The following is a 17,514-nucleotide window of genomic DNA, read 5'->3' as shown; positions in this document are numbered from 1 at the left end:
TTTCCGCTCGACTTGCATGTGTTAAGCACGCCGCCAGCGTTCGTCCTGAGCCAGGATCAAACTCTCCAAACAATGTCTTCGAGTTGTTTCCTGGCCAACATTCACATGAATGTCAACCAAAGGAATCCATCCCCCCACACCGCAATGAGTGCGGGCAAGGACGGGGTTGTGCATCATGCACTGGCTTTTAGCACACTGTTGAGTTCTCAAGAAACGGACGCGACCACCATCACCTCAGACTCGAAACCGAGCCATCCGCTCCGGGGCGTTACATTCGCTTCACTTACCGCTATTCTCTCGTGTCGCCCGATCCGTGTCAAACCGTCCCGTTTCGGAACACTTGACCCGAACCCCGCAACCCTGAGGGAATCGCAGCCACCCCGTCTCCGGGGCAACCCCTCCAACTTACCAGACCGGAGAGGTTCGTGCGAACGCGTCTTCAGGACCAGCGTGTTTCAAGGGGTTGTCGGCGTGTCCCGCACGTCCCCGCGCCTGATCGCCGAAGTGATCGGGAGGGGTTGTGCCGGGCGTTGCCGACGGCAAAAGATTAGCAGTCCTTCGGAGTACCCGAGTACCGATCACGGACGGCCCGGCCGCTCCGCCCCGATGAGGCGGCACGCCGTACTGCCTGTGGGGCAGGGGCCGCGGGAGAAGGAAGGCCCCTCGACACGTCGGAGGCCGACCATAGACTCGGCCCGTGAGCAGCGAAATGCCGCCTGTGGCGAAGAAGGTCCCCACCACCCGCACACATCACGGGGACACCGTGATCGACGAATACGCGTGGCTGTTCAAGAAGGACGACGCGGACACGATCTCCTACCTGGAGGCGGAGAACGCGTACACGCAGGAGGCCACCGGCCACCTGAAAGATCTGCAGGAGAAGGTCTTCCAGGAGATCAAGGGTCGCACCCAGGAGACCGACCTGTCGGTCCCGACCCGCAAGGGCGCCTGGTGGTACTACTCGCGCACCGAAGAAGGCAAGCAGTACGGCATCCACTGCCGGGTCGCGGCGGACGGGGACGACCCGCCCGCGCTGACGGCCGGCGAGCCCCTCCCCGGGGAGCAGATCCTCCTGGACGGGAACGAGCTGGCCGGCGACAGCCCCTTCTTCGCGCTCGGCACCAGCACCGTCAGCCCGGACGGCACGATGCTCGCGTACTCCACGGACTTCTCGGGAGACGAGCGCTTCACGCTCCGGTTCCGGGACCTGCGCAGCGGCGAGCTCCTTCCCGACGAGATCCCCGGCATCTTCTACGGCGGGACCTGGTCGGCGGACGGTTCGACGTTCTTCTACACGACGATCGACGAGGCGTGGCGTCCGTACCGCGTCCACCGCCACACGCTGGGCTCGAACGAGGACGTCCTCGTCTACCAGGAGGACGACGAGCGGTTCTGGATCGGCATCGGGCTGACCCGCAGCCAGCGATACCTCGTCCTCAGCGCGGGCAGCAAGATCACCAGCGAGGTCCGCGTGCTGGACGCTGCCGACCCGACCGGCGAGTTCGCCGTCGTACGGCCGCGCCACACGGGCGTCGAGTACGACCTCGACCATGCGGGCGACCGCTTCCTGATCCTGCACAACGACGGCGCGCGCAACTTCGAGCTGGCCACCGCGCCGCTGGACGACCCCGGCACCTGGACGCCGCTCGTCGAGCACCGCGAGGACACGCGGCTCCTCGACGTGGACGCCTTCAAGGACCACACCGTCGTGCACTTCCGGCGGCAGGGGCTGACCGGCATCAGGATCCTGCCGGGTGACGGCGGCGAGCCGTACGAGATCGTGTTCCCGGAGCCGCTCTACGACGTCGCGCCGTCGGGGAACCCGGAGTTCGAGACCTCCCGGCTGCGGCTCGGCTACACCTCGATGGTGACCCCGCCGTCGGTCTACGACTACGACCTCGCCTCTCGCGAGCTGATCCTCCTCAAGCGGAGGGCCGTGCTCGGCGGGTACGACCCCGAGGACTACGAGCAGTTCCGTGAGTGGGCGACGGCCGAGGACGGCACGCGGGTGCCGATCTCGATCGTGATGAGGAAGGGCACCGGGCGGCCGGCCCCCACCCTCCTGTACGGCTACGGCAGCTACGAGACCTCGATCGACCCGTACTTCTCGGTGGCCCGGCTGTCGCTGCTCGACCGGGGGTTCGTCTTCGCGGTGGCCCACGTCAGGGGCGGCGGCGAGATGGGCCGCGGCTGGTACGAGGACGGCAAGCTGACCAGGAAGAAGAACACGTTCACCGACTTCGTGGCGTGCGCCCGGCATCTCAGGGCCGCGGGCTGGTCCAGCGGGATCATCGCGCGGGGCGGTTCGGCGGGCGGGCTGCTCATGGGCGCGGTCGCCAACATCGCGCCGGAGGAGTTCACGGGCGTCGTCGCCGAGGTGCCGTTCGTGGACGCGCTGAACACGATCCTGGACCCGTCGCTGCCGCTGACCGTCATCGAATGGGACGAGTGGGGCGACCCGCTCCACGATCCGGACGTGTACGCCTATATGAAGTCGTACTCCCCGTACGAGAACATCGACGGCAGGCCGTACCCGCCGATCCTGGCGATCACCAGCCTGAACGACACCCGCGTGCTCTACCACGAGCCGGCCAAGTGGATCGCCAGGCTGCGTGCCGTCGCCCAGGGTGGGCCGTTCCTGCTCAAGACCGAGATGGGCGCGGGCCACGGCGGCAGGAGCGGCCGCTACGACGCCTGGCGCGAAGAGGCCTTCGCGCTGTCCTGGATCCTCGACCGAGCTGGAGTGACCGAATGACGTACATCGCTGCCGACGACCGTTACGGCCCCATGCCGTACAACCGGACCGGGCGGAGCGGGCTGAAGCTGCCGGCGATCTCGCTGGGGCTCTGGCACAACTTCGGCGACGACAAGCCGATCGACACCCAGCGCGCCATCCTGCGCCGGGCGTTCGACCGGGGCGTGACCCATTTCGACCTCGCCAACAACTACGGCCCGCCGTACGGCTCCGCCGAGATCAACTTTGGCCGCCTCTTCCGCGAGGATTTCGCGAAATATCGTGACGAGCTGGTGATCTCGACGAAGGCGGGCTACGACATGTGGCCCGGGCCGTACGGCGAGTGGGGGTCGCGCAAGTACCTGCTGTCCAGCCTGGACCAGTCGCTCTCACGGATGGGCCTGGACTATGTGGACATCTTCTACAGCCACAGGTTCGACCCCGAGACGCCGCTCGAGGAGACGATGGGGGCGCTCGACCACGCCGTGCGCTCCGGCAAGGCCCTCTACGCGGGGATCTCGTCGTACTCGCCGGAGCGGACGAAGGAGGCCGCGGAGATCCTGCGGTCGATGGGGACGCCGCTGCTCATCCACCAGCCGTCGTACTCGATGCTCAACCGGTGGGTCGAGGGCGGTCTGCTCGACACCCTGGAGGAGGAGGGCGTCGGCTGCATCGCGTTCTCCCCGCTCGCGCAGGGCATGTTGACCGACCGCTATCTGGGCGGCATCCCGGGGGACTCGCGGGCCGCGCAGGGCAAGTCGCTCGACCCGGCTCTGCTCACCGACGAGGCGCTGCGGCACATCCGCACGCTGAACGAGATCGCGAAGCGGCGCGGCCAGTCGCTCGCGCAGATGGCCCTCGCCTGGGCGCTGCGCGACCGGCGGGTGACCTCGGTGCTGATCGGCGCGAGCAGCGTCGCCCAGCTCGACGACAGCCTCGACGCGGTGAAGGGCCTCGACTTCACGCAGGACGAGCTGGACGCGATCGACAAGGACGCCGTCGAGGCCGGCATCAACCTCTGGGCCGCCTCCAGCGCCGGCTGACCGCCCGGCCGGTCGGTACTGCTAGAGGGCGTTGCGGCGCTGAAGCCAGGCGAAGGACGCCCAGCCGGGCAGGACCGGCAGCCAGAACGTCATCAGCCGGTACAGCAACACGGCCGACAGGGCGACGGGCCTGTCCATCCCGGCGACCGTCAGCCCCACCGAGAGTGCTGCCTCGACCGCCCCCAGACCACCCGGTGTGGGGGCGGCCGAGCCGATCGCGTTCGCCGTGAGGAACACCACGGCGATCGCGGCGAAGCTCAGGTCGCCGCCGAACGCCCGCACACACGTCCAGAGGCAGACCACGAAAGTGATCGTCAGCAGCAACGTCCCGCCGACGGCCTCGAAGATCTTGGACGGTGACTGCAGCACGTCGAGGAGCCGGGGCACCACCCCGGAGAACATCGCGCGCAGCCGTACGGTCACGAACCGGCGCAGCGGACGTACGGCCAGCACGATCAGGCAGAGCACGGCGGCCGCGAGCAGCGCGATGAGCAGCCCGCGCGACGGGGTCAGCGACGGCGCCGCCTGGGTGCCCGTGATGTACGCGAAGAACAGCAGCAGCATGAGGTGGAACACCAGGCCGATGAGCTGGGACGCCCCCACGCTCGCCACCGCCGGCCCGGACGGGATGCCCCGTTTCTGCAGATATCTGGTGTTGATCGCGACGCCGCCGACCGCGGCGGGCGCGACCAGCTTGACGAACGACGCGGCGAACTGCGCCAGCACGGTCGGCCCGAGCGGGAGATGTTCGGGGACGAACCCGCGCAACATGATCGCGGCGGCGACATAGCTCAGCCCGGCGGAGACCAGGGCCACTCCGCCCCAGGCCCAGTTTGCGGTGGTCACCACCGAGAACAGGTTCACCTGGCTGATCTGGGAGAGCAGGATGTACGCGGCGATGGCGCTCGCGATGATCGTCACCAGGGTCTTCGGCTGGAACCGTTCGAGCCGGACCTCGTCCACCTCGACCTGCGGCTTAAGTGCGACGATCTGCTCGCGCAGGGCGGGCAGGAGGTCCTTCTGCTTGCGGGCGGCGGCGCGGGTGCCCCGGGTGAGCGCGATCTGCTGCAGCAGCGGCAGCGCCCCGGCGAGCGTGTCCGCGCCCAGCACGGCGGCGGCCGACGCGACCGAACGCTCCGGTCCCACGCGCAGGCCGAGATAGGTGAGGAGCTGGGCGAGGTCGAGGCGGAGCAGCAGGTCGCCGGCGGCGATCTCGCCGCTTCGGGCGTCGACGAGGAGCACCCGTCCCTTCTCGTCCACGTGGATGCTCTCGCCGGTCAGGTGCCGGTGCGCGAGCCGCTGCGCCTGGAGCAGCCGCACCTGCTCCCAGATCCGGGCGAGCAGGACGTCGTCGATCTCGTCGTCGGCGAGCTCCTCCAGCGGACGGCTGCCGACGTGCTCGTACGCGAGGAGCGCCGCCTCGGTGCCGACCTCGCTGGTGGCGAGGAGGCGCGGCAGGTTGGCGCCCGCCGCCTGCGCCGCGTACGCCATGAGGGCCTCGCGCTCCAGCTCGGCGCGCAGCGAGCGGATGGCCCGCCGCCGCGTGTCCGGGTGCAGCCACACCCGCCGCCACAGCCGGTAGCCGATGCCTGCCACCTGCCGGTCGCGGTCGAGGACGGTGACGTCGAGATTGCTGCGGTCGGCGAGGCCGACCAGGTAGCGGCGGCTGCCGGAGCTGTCGTCCTCGATCCGCCGCCCGCTCACCGGGGCGAACCCGAGCCGCCTGAGCGCGGCGATCACCGCGCTGCCCGGCGGCCGGGTGTTCGCGCTGCCGAGGCCGTACAGCGTGCCGAACCCGACGGCGAGGCCCACGATGTACGTGACCATCACGCCGAGCGCGGTCACCTTGGTCGCGGTGAACAGGGCGAACACGTCGAGCACGATCGCCGCCGCCATCAGGGCGCGCCAGCGCGGCCTGCGGAACATCCGCACCGCCGTGGCGTACGCGATGGCGGGGGTGAGCACGGTGTTGAGCGGCTCGACGTCTCTGCCCCCGGTGAGGAGCTGCTTGAGGTCCTCGGCGCCGGAGCCGATCAGCCACTCGTCCAGCGTGTACGAGATCAGCAGGGCGAGGATGGCGGCGATCAGCCCCTGGGTGACGCGCATCCCGTCGCGGTGGAAGACCCGCTCGACGGCGAACGCCACGGGGACGACCAGCACGAAGATGCCGCCGAGCAGGCCGGCGGCGGACGACAGCACGTCGGGCGCGCGGCCGGTGCCCGCGTGGACGTCGGTCTCCAGGCCGTTGAGCGTGCGCTGCAGCGCGAGGGCGAGCAGCACCACCGCGGCGAGCGCGACCAGGGTGAGCAGGAAGCGCAGGGCGTCCGAGGGACGGCGGATGCGCTGTGGCAGCAGGGGCTCGACGACGAGGACGACTCCGGGATCAGGAGTCTCCATCGTCGTGTTCTTCTCCTTTATGCCCCTCACCACCAGCGATTCTGTGCGATCTTCGCATTCAGTGTCCACAATCGATGCCATGCGACTTTCACTCGCCTCGGACAGCCTCGACGGCATAGCGTCACATATCGTGTCCGAAGCGGAGCGGCGCGGTCATTCAGTCACACTCTATGGAGCATTGGCCCCCGGTGGCCGGACGGATTGGGCCTGGTGCTGTGCCGAGGCGGCGCGTGACGTCGCCACCGGCCGTGCGGATCAGGGCATCGTGTGCTGCTGGACCGGCACCGGCGCCTCGATCGCCGCGAACAAGGTACCGGGCGTACGCGCCGCTTTGTGTGTGGATGCCGCGACCGCCGCGGGCGCGCGGACATGGAACGACGCGAACGTGCTCGCGCTCAGCCTCCGCCTGACCTCCCGGCAGATGCTGACCGAGATCCTCGACGCGTGGTTCGCCACCGAGCCGAGCACCGCCGAGGACGACCGGGCGAACATCGCCCTGCTGGGCGATCTTGAGGGCGCCTCGTAAAGTTGGCGTCATGGAGTTGCGCGTTCTGGGTGCCTGCCCGCTGGACTGTCCCGACACATGCTCGTGGGAGGTGACGGTCAGGGACGGCGAGGCGGTCACGTTGCGGGGCAACCGGGACCATCCGTTCACCCGGGGAGCGCTCTGTGTGAAGGTCAACCGCTATCTGGAGCACACGCGGGCGGCCGACCGCATCCTCCACCCGCTGAAGCGGGTCGGGCCGAAGGGCTCCGGGCGGTTCGAGCGGATCGGCTGGGACGAGGCCCTCACCACGATCGCCGACCGGCTGACCGGCATCATCGCGGAGCACGGCGGGGAGGCCATCTGGCCGTACCAGGGCACCGGGACGCTGGGATACATCCAGGGCGAGAGCGGCCTGGCCGGGCGGCGGTTCTGGAACGCGCTCGGCGCGTCCTATCACGACCTGAACATCTGCTCGCGCGCGGGCAACCTGGGCGTCAAGTACGTCAACGGCACCGCCGGAGGCATGGATCCCGAGACGTTCGCGCTCTCCGGGCTGATCCTCCTGTGGGGGACGAACACGCTGACCAGCGGGCACCACATGTGGAAGTTCGTCCAGGACGCGCGGGCGAACGGCGCGCACGTCGTGGCGATCGACCCGATCAGGACCCGCACCGCGGAGCAGGCGGACGAGCACCTGCCGATCCGGCCGGGGACGGACGGCGCGCTCGCCCTCGGTCTGCTGAACGTGGTCCTGGAGGAGGGCGCCGAGGACCGCGAGTATCTGGAGAACCACACCCTCGGCTGGGACGAGTTCAAAGCCGAGATCCTGAAATATCCCCCGAGCAGGGTGGCCGAGATCACCGGGCTGCCCGAGGCGGACATCCGCGCCCTCGGTGTACGGCTCGCGCGCACCCGGCCCACCGCGATCCGCGCGACGATGGGCGTCCAGCGGCACGAGGGCGGCGGCGCGGCGATGCGCGTCATCTCGTGCATCCCCGGGGTGACGGGCGACTGGCGGCACCCGGGCGGCGGTGTGTCCTACTCCACGTCCGCGCACTTCCCGCTGCACGTGGATCCGCGCGACGACCTGCTGACCGAGCCGGTCCGCACGTTGACGATGACCCGGCTCGCCGACGGCCTGGACGAGTCGGTGAAGTGCCTGTGGGTCTACGCCGCGAACCCGCTCGGCTCGACCTCCGACCAGAACCGCGTACGCGAGGCGATGCGGCGCGAGGACCTCTTCACGGTCGTGATGGAGCAGTTCCCCACCGACACCGTCGACTACGCCGACATCGTGCTGCCCGCGACCATGCAGACCGAGCACATGGACCTGCACGCGGGCTACGGCCACATGTACGTGGTGTGGAACGAGCCCGCCGTCGAGCCCGCAGGCGAGTGCGCGTCCACCACCGAGACCTTCCGCCGGCTCGCCCGGCACATGGGGCTGACCGAGCCCTCGCTGTACGACTCCGACCTGGAGCTGGCCGAGCAGCTCCTCACCGGGACGCCCGGCATCGGCCTGGAGCGGCTGCGCAAGGAGGGGTGGGCGCGGCTGCCGGTCGCCGACCCGTTCGTCCCCTTCGCGGACGGCTTCCCGACGCCGTCGGGCCGGCTGGAGTTCGTCTCCGAGTCGGCCGAGGCCGACGGGCTGCCCCGGGTGGCGGGCTACGTCCCCTCGTTCACCGCCCGTACGGCGGCGCCGGGCAGGCTGACGCTGGTCACCCCGGCGCAGCACACCTTCCTCAACACGATCTTCAGCAACAACCCGGAGCTGCTCAGGCGGTCGAAGGGGCCCCGGGTCATGGTCAACCCCGAGGACGCCGCCGCGCGCGGGATCTCCGACGGCCAGCTCGTCCGGGTGTTCAACGACAACGGCGAGTTCTCGGCGTACGCGGAGATCACCGACCGGGTGCGGCCGGGCGTGGCCGCGGCGCCGAAGGGGCACTGGCCCAAGCTCAGCCCCGGCGGGTCGAACCCGAACGCCGTGGTGGACGAGCGCGACGCCGACATGGGCCGCGGCGCGGTCTATCACGACAACCTCGTCGACATCGCCCCCGCGCCGAAGGCGTAGCGGCCCCACCCGCGCGGCCCGGCCCGCGAGTCAGAGGCGGAGCTTGAAGCCCTCGTGGGTGGGGGTGAAGCCGAGCGACGCGTAGAAGCGGTGCGCGTCGTGGCGCGCCTTGTCGGTGGTGAGCTGGACGAGGCGGCAGCCGCGCTCGCGGGCCCGTTCGACGGCCCAGCCCATCATGCGGCGCCCGATCCCCCGGTTCCGGTACGGCAGGGCCACCCGGACCGCCTCGATCTGGGCGCGCTCGGCCCCGCGCCGGGACAGCCCCGGGATGAAGGTGAGCTGGAACGTCCCGATCACCTGCCCGTCCTCCTCGGCCACGATCAGCTCGTTGCGGGGGTCGGCGTCGATCGCATCGAAAGCGGCCATGATGTCGATCCCCTCGACCGGCTCGCGGGCCGCCGCGATGGGGTCGTCGTCGAGCATCGCCAGGATGGCCGGGACGTCGTCGCGCCGGGCCGTACGGAACGAAACGGACATGCCGCCGAGCCTAACGGCGGGGCGGGACGGCCGGGGACCTGGTGGGGTGGGGGCAGAGGGGCGGCTCAGGGTGCGCTCAGGGGTGTCCCCGATGCCGCGGGAGCGTGCCGGGTTGCAGCCTTGAGCTATGAACGAACTGACTCGACGTGACGAGATGTCCCTCGCCGGAGCGGCTCTGCGCGGCGCGCCGTGGAAGACCGCCGCCGTCTCGGGCGGAGTGGTCGCCGCGACCAGCTTCCTGATGGGCTGGATCCTGCCTGGTCCGGCCGACCTGACCTGGGCCCTGTGCCTGGGCATCAGCGTGTTCACACTGGTGGCCGGCATCGGCGCGATCTCGAAGCCGGACCAGGGCGATCGGGTCACGCAGCAGGCGCGGCGGTGGTCGCTGCGCCACCCCTGGCGCTTCGCGCTCTACCCGGGCGTCGGCGCGGCGGTGCTGATGTACCCGGTGCAGCTCGTCATCGACCGGGAGGGCGTCTTCGGCGCTGCCTGGGACGCCCTGTGGGGCGGCGCGTTCGTCTACCTCGTCACCGGCCTGCTCGCCCTGACGATGCGCGGCCGCGCGGAAGGCAGAGGCTGAGGCCGCCCGTACCGCGCTCTCTCAGGCGTTGCGCTCGGCCTCGCTGCGGCAGACGCAGAACTCGTTGCCCTCGGGGTCGAGCAGCGTGACCCAGCCGGTGCCGTCCGGGTTGCGATGGTCCTCGTACGGCTTGGCGCCCAGGCCGACGAGACGTTCGACCTCCTGGTCGCGGGTGGCCCCCTCGACGCCGGTGACGTCGAAGTGCAGCCGGTTCTTGATCGTCTTCCCCTCGGGAACCTTGATGAAGTACAGGTGCGGCGGTCCGTCGGGCCGGCCGATCATGACCTCGTCGTCATCGGGCTCGGAGTCGACCAGCGGCCAGCCGAGGGCGGTGCTCCACCACTGGGCCAGCTCGTACGGCCGGGCGCAGTCGACGGTCATCATGTGGATCTCAATCATGACCCCACCCAATCGAAACACCGGCAAAACTGTCAAGCCGGTTACTCGTCGGCGATGGGCGGAGTTCGCGGGGCCGGCGGGCCGCCGCGAACCGGTTCTCGCCCTGCCCGTCGACGACGTCCGCGGGTGGTCGGAGCCCAGCCAGGTCTCCTCCCCTTATGGGAGCGGTGGATCACCAGGCCCGGGTCGCGTGACGAGCGGCTAGCCTCGCGTGTCCACGAAGGCGGACTGCACGGGCCACGGCGTGATGTTGACGGTCGAGGGGGTGCCGACCGGCTGCCAGGGGCCGGCGATCAGTGGGCGGCGCCCCCGGCCAGGTTGAGGCCGACGACGCCGAGGATGATGAACACGATCGACACGATCTTGAGCAGCGACGCGTTGTCCCCCAGCAGGGCGATGCCGAGGATGGCGGTGCCGACCGCGCCGATGCCGGTCCACACGGCGTAGGCCGTACCGACCTCGAGGTTCTTGAGCGCGAGCGACAGCAGCCCGAAGCTGAGCACAGAGAAGACGAAGAACCCGACAGACCACCACAGGTGCGAGAAACCGTCGCTCATCTTGAGCGAGTAGGCCATCGCGACTTCGAACAGGCCGGCGACGACGAGCAGGACCCAGGCCATGGCTCCCCCTTGGTACGAGACTGGACTTCCTGGTGACAGGGAGTGCGTCGTCTTCGCTTTCCGGGTACGGCGCGTCTCGTCCGGGATGGCCACGCGGTGGAACACCGCAACGCCCATCACTGGAGAACGTAACACATCTCTATTTATTCGGTGCTATCCCACCAGATGGTGACGAACTTCCGCGGCGGGAACGGCCACACGCCCATCTCCTCGGCGGCCCGCGCCACCTCCGGAGCCCGGGCGGGGTCGAGGCACAACCGGAGGCAGGCGCTGGACGCCATCTCCTCGACCGACTCGAAGGGCGCGTCCGGCGCGACGTGCTCCTCGCACTCCGCGGCGAACCCCATCTCGCGGGCGATCGCCAGCACATCGTCAGAGGTCGGCCGATCGGGCCTGGTCAGGCCATGAAAGCGGACCCAGAACGGGTTCAGCCACGATGTCGGGTGGACCAGCGGAAGCTCCAGCACCACCCTGCGCCGCGCGTGCCCGTCGAGCGCGGCCAGGAACGGCACGAGGTCGGGCACGTTGAAGACCACATGCGCGCATACGACCACGTCGGCGACCGGCGTGCGGTCCGCCGCGTCCGGCCAGCGCCCCTCGACCAGCCGGATGGTGCCGCATCCGCTCTCACGGCCGCGCCGGGCCAGTTCCTCCAGCATGGCGCGGTTCTCGTCCACCGCGACCAGCGTCGGCGGACGCAGCGGGAGGCTCGCCGCGCCGGTGCCCGCGCCGACGTCGAGCACGGAACCGCCGTCGGGCAATGCCTCACGCGCCCGCCCGTACGTCGGGCCCTGCGGCGACGCGAGGAGGACGTCGGTCCTTCGCGCCAGACGGGCGACACGATGCGTCCACGGGTTCGCCGGCGCGCTCGCCAGGATCTCGTCCGGAATCGCCCAGGACTCCAGGTCCGCCCGCCACCGCGCCGCTCGCTCGTCAAGGCTCACAGCTCCCCACAGTACTTACCAGGGGTCTGCGTTTATGGCGCTCGCTTCGCTCGCGCGGGCTCGGGGCGCCTTAAGGCAGTGTCTTCCCTCGTCACTCGGGACTCGTACCTCGCCCGCTCGTTCCTGTTGTCGGGTTTGCCTTCGTCACGCTCCTCGCTCCTTCGTCGCTGCGGGCGTTCCTCGGTCCAGACACCGCCGCGCCCCTCGCGGGATGGGTTGGCCGCCGTAACGATCAATGGGGCTTGGCGGATGGTTCGGGGCCGTGGTGGTCGGCGGGTTCGGCAGGGGCGTAGGGGCTGTGCGACATACCACCACATTGCTTGCATATTGCCGGTTACCGGCGGGTAGCATTCCTTTAGAGTTACTGACCGGTACGTAACCCCTGACTGCCTTGGTTTCGAGGAGCGCACGAGATGGGCCACTACAAGAGCAACATCCGCGATCTGGAGTTCAACCTGTTCGAGATGTTCGGACGCGGGGAGATCCTCGGCGGCGGCCCGTTCCAGGACATCGACGAGGACACCGCTCGCAGCATCCTGGACGAGGTGAACCGGCTGGCCACCGGCCCCATCGCCGAGTCCTTCGAGGACGCCGACCGGCACCCGCCCGTGTTCGACCCGGCGACGCACACCGTCACCATGCCCGAGAGCTTCAAGAAGTCGTACCAGGCGTGGGTGGACGCCGAGTGGTGGCGGATGGAGCTGCAGCCCGAACTCGGCGGCACCCCCGCCCCGCGCAGCCTCGTGTGGTCGGTCGCCGAGCTGGTGCTCGGCGCCAACCCCGCCGTCTGGATGTTCGGCAGCGGCCCCGCGTTCGCCCGGCTGCTGTTCGAGCTGGGCACCGAGGACCAGAAGCGGTTCGCCGAGCTGGCCGTCGAGCGCAACTGGGGCTCGACGATGGTCCTGACCGAGCCGGACGCCGGTTCCGACGTGGGGGCCGGCCGGGCCAAGGCCGTACGGCAGGAGGACGGCACCTGGCACATCGAGGGCGTCAAGCGCTTCATCACCAGCGCCGAGCACGACATGGCGGAGAACATCTTCCACCTCGTGCTGGCCCGCCCCGAGGGCCACGGTCCCGGCACCAAGGGCCTGTCGATGTTCCTCGTGCCCAAGTACCTGGTCGACCTGGAGACCGGCGAGCTGCGCGAGCGCAACGGCGCCTACGTCACCAACGTCGAGAAGAAGATGGGCCTCAAGGTCTCCACGACCTGCGAGCTCACCTTCGGGGAGAAGCACCCGGCCGTCGGCTACCTGGTCGGCGACGTCCACGACGGCATCCGCCAGATGTTCATGGTGATCGAGCACGCCCGGATGATGGTCGGCACCAAGGCCATCGCGACGCTCTCCACCGGCTACCTGAACGCGCTCGACTACGCGAAGAACCGCGTCCAGGGCGCCGACCTGACCCGCTCGGCCGACAAGAAGGCCCCGCGCGTCACCATCACGCACCACCCCGACGTGCGTCGCGAGCTGATGCTCCAGAAGGCGTACGCCGAGGCCATGCGCGCGCTGGTGATCTACACGGCCACCTTCCAGGACGCCATCCAGATCGCGGAGGCCGAGGGCCGCAAGGACACCGACTCCGAGGCGATGAACGACCTGCTGCTGCCCATCGTCAAGGGCGTCGGCTCCGAGCGCTCGTACGAGCTGCTGGCCCGGTCGCTCCAGACCCTGGGCGGCTCCGGGTTCCTGCAGGACTACCCGATCGAGCAGTACATCCGCGACTCGAAGATCGACTCGCTGTACGAGGGCACGACGGCCATCCAGGGCCAGGACCTGTTCTTCCGCAAGGTGCTCAAGAACCAGGGCGCCGCGCTCGGCTCGCTGCTCGGGGAGATCGCCGCGTTCGCGACCTCCGAGGCGGGCAACGGACGGCTGAAGGGCGAGCGGACGCTGCTCGGCGAGGCCGCGGCCGAGGTCAAGGCCATGGCGGACACGATGGCGGGCTGGGCCATCGCCTCGCTGGAGGCGCCGCAGGAGGTCTACAAGGTCGGGCTCAACAGCACCCGCTTCCTGATGGCGCTGGGCGACCTGGTGCTGGCCTGGCTCCTGCTCCGCCAGGCGGAGGTCGCCCTCGCGGCCCTCGGCGCTCCGGAGGGGACGGCCCAGGCGGACACCGCCTTCTACACCGGCAAGGTGGCCGCCGCGACATTCTTCGCGCAGACCGTCCTGCCCCGCGTCGCCGCCGAGCGCCGCGTGCTCGACGCCACCTCCCAGGACCTCATGGACCTTCCGGAGGAGGCCTTCTAGCGCCCGTCCCGCGAACCTCGTCCCGATGACCCACCCCGGCCGCACCGGGACCGGATCCGGGCCGAGGTTCGCGGACGCTGGTGAGATCACCCGGAGCCGGGTATGACGGATGGCATACGCGTCGTTTACCGTCCGGAGGTCTGCGATGGGCATCGGGGTCAGCCTCTTCTTCCTCACGCTCGGGGCGATCCTGAAGTTCGCCATCGACCCCGATGTGCTCGGAAAAGCCGTGCACATCGATGTGATCGGCGTGATCTTCATGGTCGTCGGAGGCGTGGGGCTGCTCCTCAGCGTCGTTCTCGGATCCCGTCGGGGCGCCACGTCCGAGAGCCACCTGATGGAGCACGAGAACCACCCGCCCAAGCCCTGAACCCGGGACACCCGCTCGCCGCGAGCGGTCCGCGGGCGCCCGAGCCCTGACTCCGGGACGCGACCCCGCGAGCGCGCCGCCGGCTCAGACGGCGTACTGGACGGCGGCCCGGGACGCGAGGATCGGCTTGATGTGCTCGGCGAGGATCGCCTGGTGCACCGGGTGGTCCCGGTAGGCCAGGTAGTCCTCGACCGAGTCGAAGTCCGCGACCACGGCGAATTCGTGGTTGCCGGGGTTGAGGCCCGCGTCCGCGCCGACGGCGTAGCTTCTGATCTGCGGGATGATCCCGGGCAGGGTGTTCAGCCGGGCGGCCGCCTCCGCCTTCTGCTCGCCGGTGGCGTCCTCGGTCCAGGTGAACAGCGCGACGTGCCGGATCATGGTCCTCCCCTTCGCGGTGTGCGTGCGAAAGGAAGCCTAGACCTCCGCCGCTTCCCGCCCGGCGCCCCCGTCGGCCCGAGGGCCGTCCGCGGTCACGGGCCTCACAGCCAGTGCCACTCGATCGACGCCGCCCTCCTCCGCATGGCCAGCCAGTCGGCGAAGGCGGCCCTGCCCGCTTCGGCCAGGGTGGTCGGGTCGTCCCCGGCCGGGGTGCGCTCGAGGACCACACCGGTCAGGTAGCCGTCTCCGTGGCGTACCGGGCCGATCATCGTGCGCACCGGCGCGTCGCGCAGCGGCTCGGGCAGCGCCCCGGCCCGGCGCACGCCCACGGTCACCTGCGCCTCGTCCCATCCGAGCAGACCTCCCGGACCGGTGAGACCGAGCAGCGACGCGCCGTCCACCGGCCGGGGAGCGGTCGCCCAGATCGCGCGCACCAGGTCGAAGTCGGCGCGGTGGGCGGTGAGATAGGCGGGGGCCAGCTCGGCCTCCTTGCGGCACCGGAACCGCCGCCGCCGGGCGACCCCGGCGATGAACGACTCGAACTGCGGCCCGGACATCCCCATCTCGACCAGCCAGGAGAGCGTGGCAGCCCGGTCGTGCAGCCCCCATGCGGCCCTGATCTCCTCGGCGGCCATCCGGAGCTCGTCGTCGTCCACCGGCTCGTCGTCGGCGATCACCTCGTTGTGGACGAGGCACTGCTCGACGATCTCGTCGTGGACCGTGGTGTCCCGGCGGGCCATCGTGCGCGTCATGGCCAGCACCTCGGCGACTGGCACGTGCACCCGATCGACGGTGAGCAGGTAACCGGCCGCCCAATGGGTGGAGTGGTCGGCCGGCCACGGGACGCCGTCGTCCGCGGGGGCGCTGAGCGCGACCGTGCCGCCGCGCGGGTGGCTCACCAGGAGGTCGTAGTCCACCACCGGCGTCCCGGGGCGTACGTCCACGACGAGCTGGGCCCGTGCCGCCGGGTGCCGGGCGGCCCACCCGGCGACCGCGTCCCGGGCCTCCTGTACGGCGGAGCGGCGGCGGCGCAGCCCGCGCAGCAGCTCCACGCCTTCGAAGAGGAGGCGAGCGAAGTCGTCGACGCCGACTCCCAGCTTCAGGGATGGGGGGCTGCTCACGCTCTCTCCTCGGATGAGCCGGGGCCGCGCGACGAGGCCGTCCAAAGGGGGCTGGTGATGGCCTCGCCGCGCGGGTCCGTGGGGGCGCCCGGCGAAGGGGACCCGATCCGCACCGATCCCGTCCCTCCGGGCGCCTGCGGAGAACGCTAGGCCGCCTTCCTTGGGAGCGACTGGTTTCGATCTTGGAGACGACTTGGGGGCGGCCCCGCGGATCGGGACCGCCCCCTCACGTGTCCGGCCGCCGGCCGTGGGGTCACGGCCGGCGCGGTGTCAGGACCAGGCGAGCATGCGCAGCGGGTCCTCCAGCATGGCGCCCACGTCGCGGAGCACGTACGAGCCCTGCTCGCCGTCGATCACCCGGTGGTCGAACGACAGCGCCAGCGTGGTGACCTTGCGGACGGCGAGCTGCCCGTCCACCACCCACGGCATGTCCCGGATCTGGCCGACCGCGAGGATGGCCGCCTCACCCGGGTTGATGATCGGGGTGCCCGCGTCCACCCCGAACACGCCGACGTTGGTGATCGTGATCGTGCCGCCGGTCAGCTCCGCGGGCGAGCACTTCCCGGCGCGTGCCCGCTCGGTCAGCTCGGTCAGCGCCCGGGCCAGCTCGGGCAGCGACATCGCGTGCGCGTCCTTGATCTTGGGGACGATCAGCCCGCGGTCGGTGGCCGCGGCGATGCCGAGGTTCACGTACCGCTTGACGATGATCTCCTCGTCGGTCCACGCGGCGTTCGCCATCGGGTGCCGCCTGACCGCCGTGATCAGGGCCTTGGCCACCAGGAGCAGGGGCGAGACCTTCACCCCGGCGAAGTCGGGCAGCTCGCGCAGCCGGCGGACCGCCTCCATCGTCTCGGTGACGTCGACCTGGAGCCACTCGGTGACGTGCGGGGCGGTGAACGCGCTGGCCACCATGGCCTGCGCGGTCGCCTTGCGCACCCCCTTGACGGGGATGCGCTCCTCCCCGCCCGCCGGTACGTCTCCCGCCCGGTACGGCGCGGCCGCGGGCGCGGCGACCGCGGCCTGGACGTCGTCGCGGGTGATCGACCCCTGGGGGCCGGTGCCGACCAGGGTGGACAGGTCCACCCCGAGGTCCTTGGCCAGCTTGCGTACCGGAGGCTTGGCGAGCACCGAGATCCGGCCGCCCTGCCGGGGGACGGCGGGAGCCTGGACCTGCGGCGGCACGGCGACGGTCGCGGGTGCGGGGGCCGGGGCGGGGGTGGCAGGGGTCGCGGACGGCGCCGCGGGCTGCTTGCGCTGACGGCGGGTCGTCGTGCCGGGCTTGACGCCGTACCCGACCAGCACCGGCTGGCGCTCCGGCTTCGGCGCGGGCCCGCCGACCATGCCCGGCTCGACCGCGCCCTCGGCGGGCGGGATCGCCTCCCCCGCCTCGGTGCCGTCCTCCGGGACGACGTCCACCGAGATGATGGGGGTGCCGACCTCGACGGTCCGCCCCTCGTCGACCAGCAGCGCGGACACCGTGCCCTCGTACGGGGACGGCAGCTCCACCACGGCCTTGGCGGTCTCGATCTCGACGATCGTCTGGTTGATCTTGACGGTGTCCCCGGCCGCGACGTGCCACTTGACGATCTCGGCCTCGGTCAGCCCCTCGCCCACGTCGGGAAGCCTGAACTCACGCAACATGAG

General features: G+C 70.5%; 15 protein-coding genes, 1 rRNA gene and 1 riboswitch. Of the genes, 7 read left to right on the top strand and 9 right to left on the bottom strand.

The genetic code is table 11. The features are described from left to right. A 16S ribosomal RNA gene (locus AWQ70_RS29560) occupies positions 1 to 72 on the bottom strand; the annotation flags it as partial. A 625-nt stretch (positions 73 to 697) separates the two neighbouring features. On the opposite strand from AWQ70_RS29560, the gene AWQ70_RS29555 reads away from it, so the two are divergent. Together AWQ70_RS29555 and mgrA are read left to right on the top strand one after the other, a co-directional pair. After that, positions 698 to 2,755: a S9 family peptidase gene (locus tag AWQ70_RS29555; RefSeq protein ID WP_067183141.1), complete on the top strand. Its 2,058-nt coding sequence runs from the start codon at positions 698 to 700 to the stop codon at positions 2,753 to 2,755. Continuing rightward, on the top strand, positions 2,752 to 3,777 hold the full coding sequence (gene mgrA / locus AWQ70_RS29550; protein WP_067183139.1) for an L-glyceraldehyde 3-phosphate reductase: 1,026 nt from the start codon (positions 2,752 to 2,754) through the stop codon (positions 3,775 to 3,777). The genes AWQ70_RS29555 and mgrA overlap by 4 nt, the downstream gene beginning before the upstream one ends. 21 nt (positions 3,778 to 3,798) lie before the next feature. On the opposite strand, the gene AWQ70_RS29545 is transcribed toward mgrA, so the two are convergent. Next, positions 3,799 to 6,204 (bottom strand): lysylphosphatidylglycerol synthase transmembrane domain-containing protein, encoded by a 2,406-nt coding sequence (locus tag AWQ70_RS29545; RefSeq protein ID WP_245647204.1) that lies wholly within the window; start codon positions 6,202 to 6,204, stop codon positions 3,799 to 3,801. 49 nt (positions 6,205 to 6,253) lie between these two features. On the opposite strand from AWQ70_RS29545, the gene AWQ70_RS29540 reads away from it, so the two are divergent. Both AWQ70_RS29540 and AWQ70_RS29535 read left to right on the top strand, forming a co-directional pair. Beyond that, a complete protein-coding gene (locus AWQ70_RS29540) occupies positions 6,254 to 6,700 on the top strand; it encodes an RpiB/LacA/LacB family sugar-phosphate isomerase (RefSeq protein WP_067183178.1) in 447 nt (148 codons plus the stop codon). A 10-nt stretch (positions 6,701 to 6,710) separates the two neighbouring features. Further along, positions 6,711 to 8,732 carry a molybdopterin-containing oxidoreductase family protein gene (locus tag AWQ70_RS29535; protein WP_067183133.1) on the top strand — a complete coding sequence of 674 codons (2,022 nt, stop codon included), beginning with the start codon at positions 6,711 to 6,713 and terminating at the stop codon, positions 8,730 to 8,732. Positions 8,733 to 8,762: 30 nt separating this feature from the next. Here the strand turns inward: AWQ70_RS29535 and AWQ70_RS29530 are convergent, their stop codons facing one another. Next, positions 8,763 to 9,209 (bottom strand): GNAT family N-acetyltransferase, encoded by a 447-nt coding sequence (locus tag AWQ70_RS29530; protein WP_067183130.1) that lies wholly within the window; start codon positions 9,207 to 9,209, stop codon positions 8,763 to 8,765. A gap of 127 nt (positions 9,210 to 9,336) precedes the next feature. Between AWQ70_RS29530 and AWQ70_RS29525 the strand changes: the two genes are divergently transcribed. Next, complete coding sequence (locus tag AWQ70_RS29525) at positions 9,337 to 9,789, top strand: hypothetical protein (protein WP_067183128.1); 453 nt, start codon at positions 9,337 to 9,339, stop codon at positions 9,787 to 9,789. A 21-nt stretch (positions 9,790 to 9,810) separates the two neighbouring features. Here the strand turns inward: AWQ70_RS29525 and AWQ70_RS29520 are convergent, their stop codons facing one another. The 3 genes from AWQ70_RS29520 to AWQ70_RS29510 all read right to left on the bottom strand — a co-directional run bounded on the left by AWQ70_RS29520 (position 9,811) and on the right by AWQ70_RS29510 (position 11,752). After that, positions 9,811 to 10,188, bottom strand: coding sequence for a VOC family protein (locus AWQ70_RS29520; protein ID WP_067183125.1), 378 nt, complete (start codon positions 10,186 to 10,188; stop codon positions 9,811 to 9,813). 293 nt (positions 10,189 to 10,481) lie between these two features. Then, positions 10,482 to 10,808: a DMT family transporter gene (locus AWQ70_RS29515; RefSeq protein WP_067183122.1), complete on the bottom strand. Its 327-nt coding sequence runs from the start codon at positions 10,806 to 10,808 to the stop codon at positions 10,482 to 10,484. A 41-nt stretch (positions 10,809 to 10,849) separates the two neighbouring features. After that, positions 10,850 to 10,914: riboswitch (guanidine-III (ykkC-III) riboswitch) on the bottom strand. Between the two features lie 37 nt (positions 10,915 to 10,951). Further along, positions 10,952 to 11,752 carry a class I SAM-dependent methyltransferase gene (locus AWQ70_RS29510; RefSeq protein WP_067183119.1) on the bottom strand — a complete coding sequence of 267 codons (801 nt, stop codon included), beginning with the start codon at positions 11,750 to 11,752 and terminating at the stop codon, positions 10,952 to 10,954. Between the two features lie 413 nt (positions 11,753 to 12,165). On the opposite strand from AWQ70_RS29510, the gene AWQ70_RS29505 reads away from it, so the two are divergent. Further along, positions 12,166 to 14,001, top strand: a complete 1,836-nt coding sequence (locus AWQ70_RS29505) for an acyl-CoA dehydrogenase (protein WP_067183117.1) — start codon at positions 12,166 to 12,168, stop codon at positions 13,999 to 14,001. A gap of 145 nt (positions 14,002 to 14,146) precedes the next feature. After that, positions 14,147 to 14,371, top strand: coding sequence for a hypothetical protein (locus AWQ70_RS29500; protein WP_067183114.1), 225 nt, complete (start codon positions 14,147 to 14,149; stop codon positions 14,369 to 14,371). A gap of 84 nt (positions 14,372 to 14,455) precedes the next feature. Here the strand turns inward: AWQ70_RS29500 and AWQ70_RS29495 are convergent, their stop codons facing one another. From AWQ70_RS29495 to AWQ70_RS29485, 3 genes are all read right to left on the bottom strand, one after another. Continuing rightward, on the bottom strand, positions 14,456 to 14,749 hold the full coding sequence (locus tag AWQ70_RS29495; RefSeq protein WP_067183112.1) for a Dabb family protein: 294 nt from the start codon (positions 14,747 to 14,749) through the stop codon (positions 14,456 to 14,458). A 101-nt stretch (positions 14,750 to 14,850) separates the two neighbouring features. After that, complete coding sequence (locus AWQ70_RS29490) at positions 14,851 to 15,870, bottom strand: TIGR04500 family putative peptide maturation system protein (protein ID WP_067183109.1); 1,020 nt, start codon at positions 15,868 to 15,870, stop codon at positions 14,851 to 14,853. A 270-nt stretch (positions 15,871 to 16,140) separates the two neighbouring features. Beyond that, entirely contained in the window at positions 16,141 to 17,511 is a 1,371-nt protein-coding gene (locus AWQ70_RS29485; RefSeq protein WP_067183108.1) for a dihydrolipoamide acetyltransferase family protein, read from the bottom strand. Positions 17,512 to 17,514: the final 3 nt, after the last annotated feature.

It is taken from the genome of Microtetraspora niveoalba (genome assembly GCF_001570405.1).
Classification (GTDB): domain Bacteria; phylum Actinomycetota; class Actinomycetes; order Streptosporangiales; family Streptosporangiaceae; genus Microtetraspora; species Microtetraspora niveoalba.
Note: the sequence above shows the minus strand (reverse complement) of the source record. Positions and strands in the feature narration are given on the sequence as shown.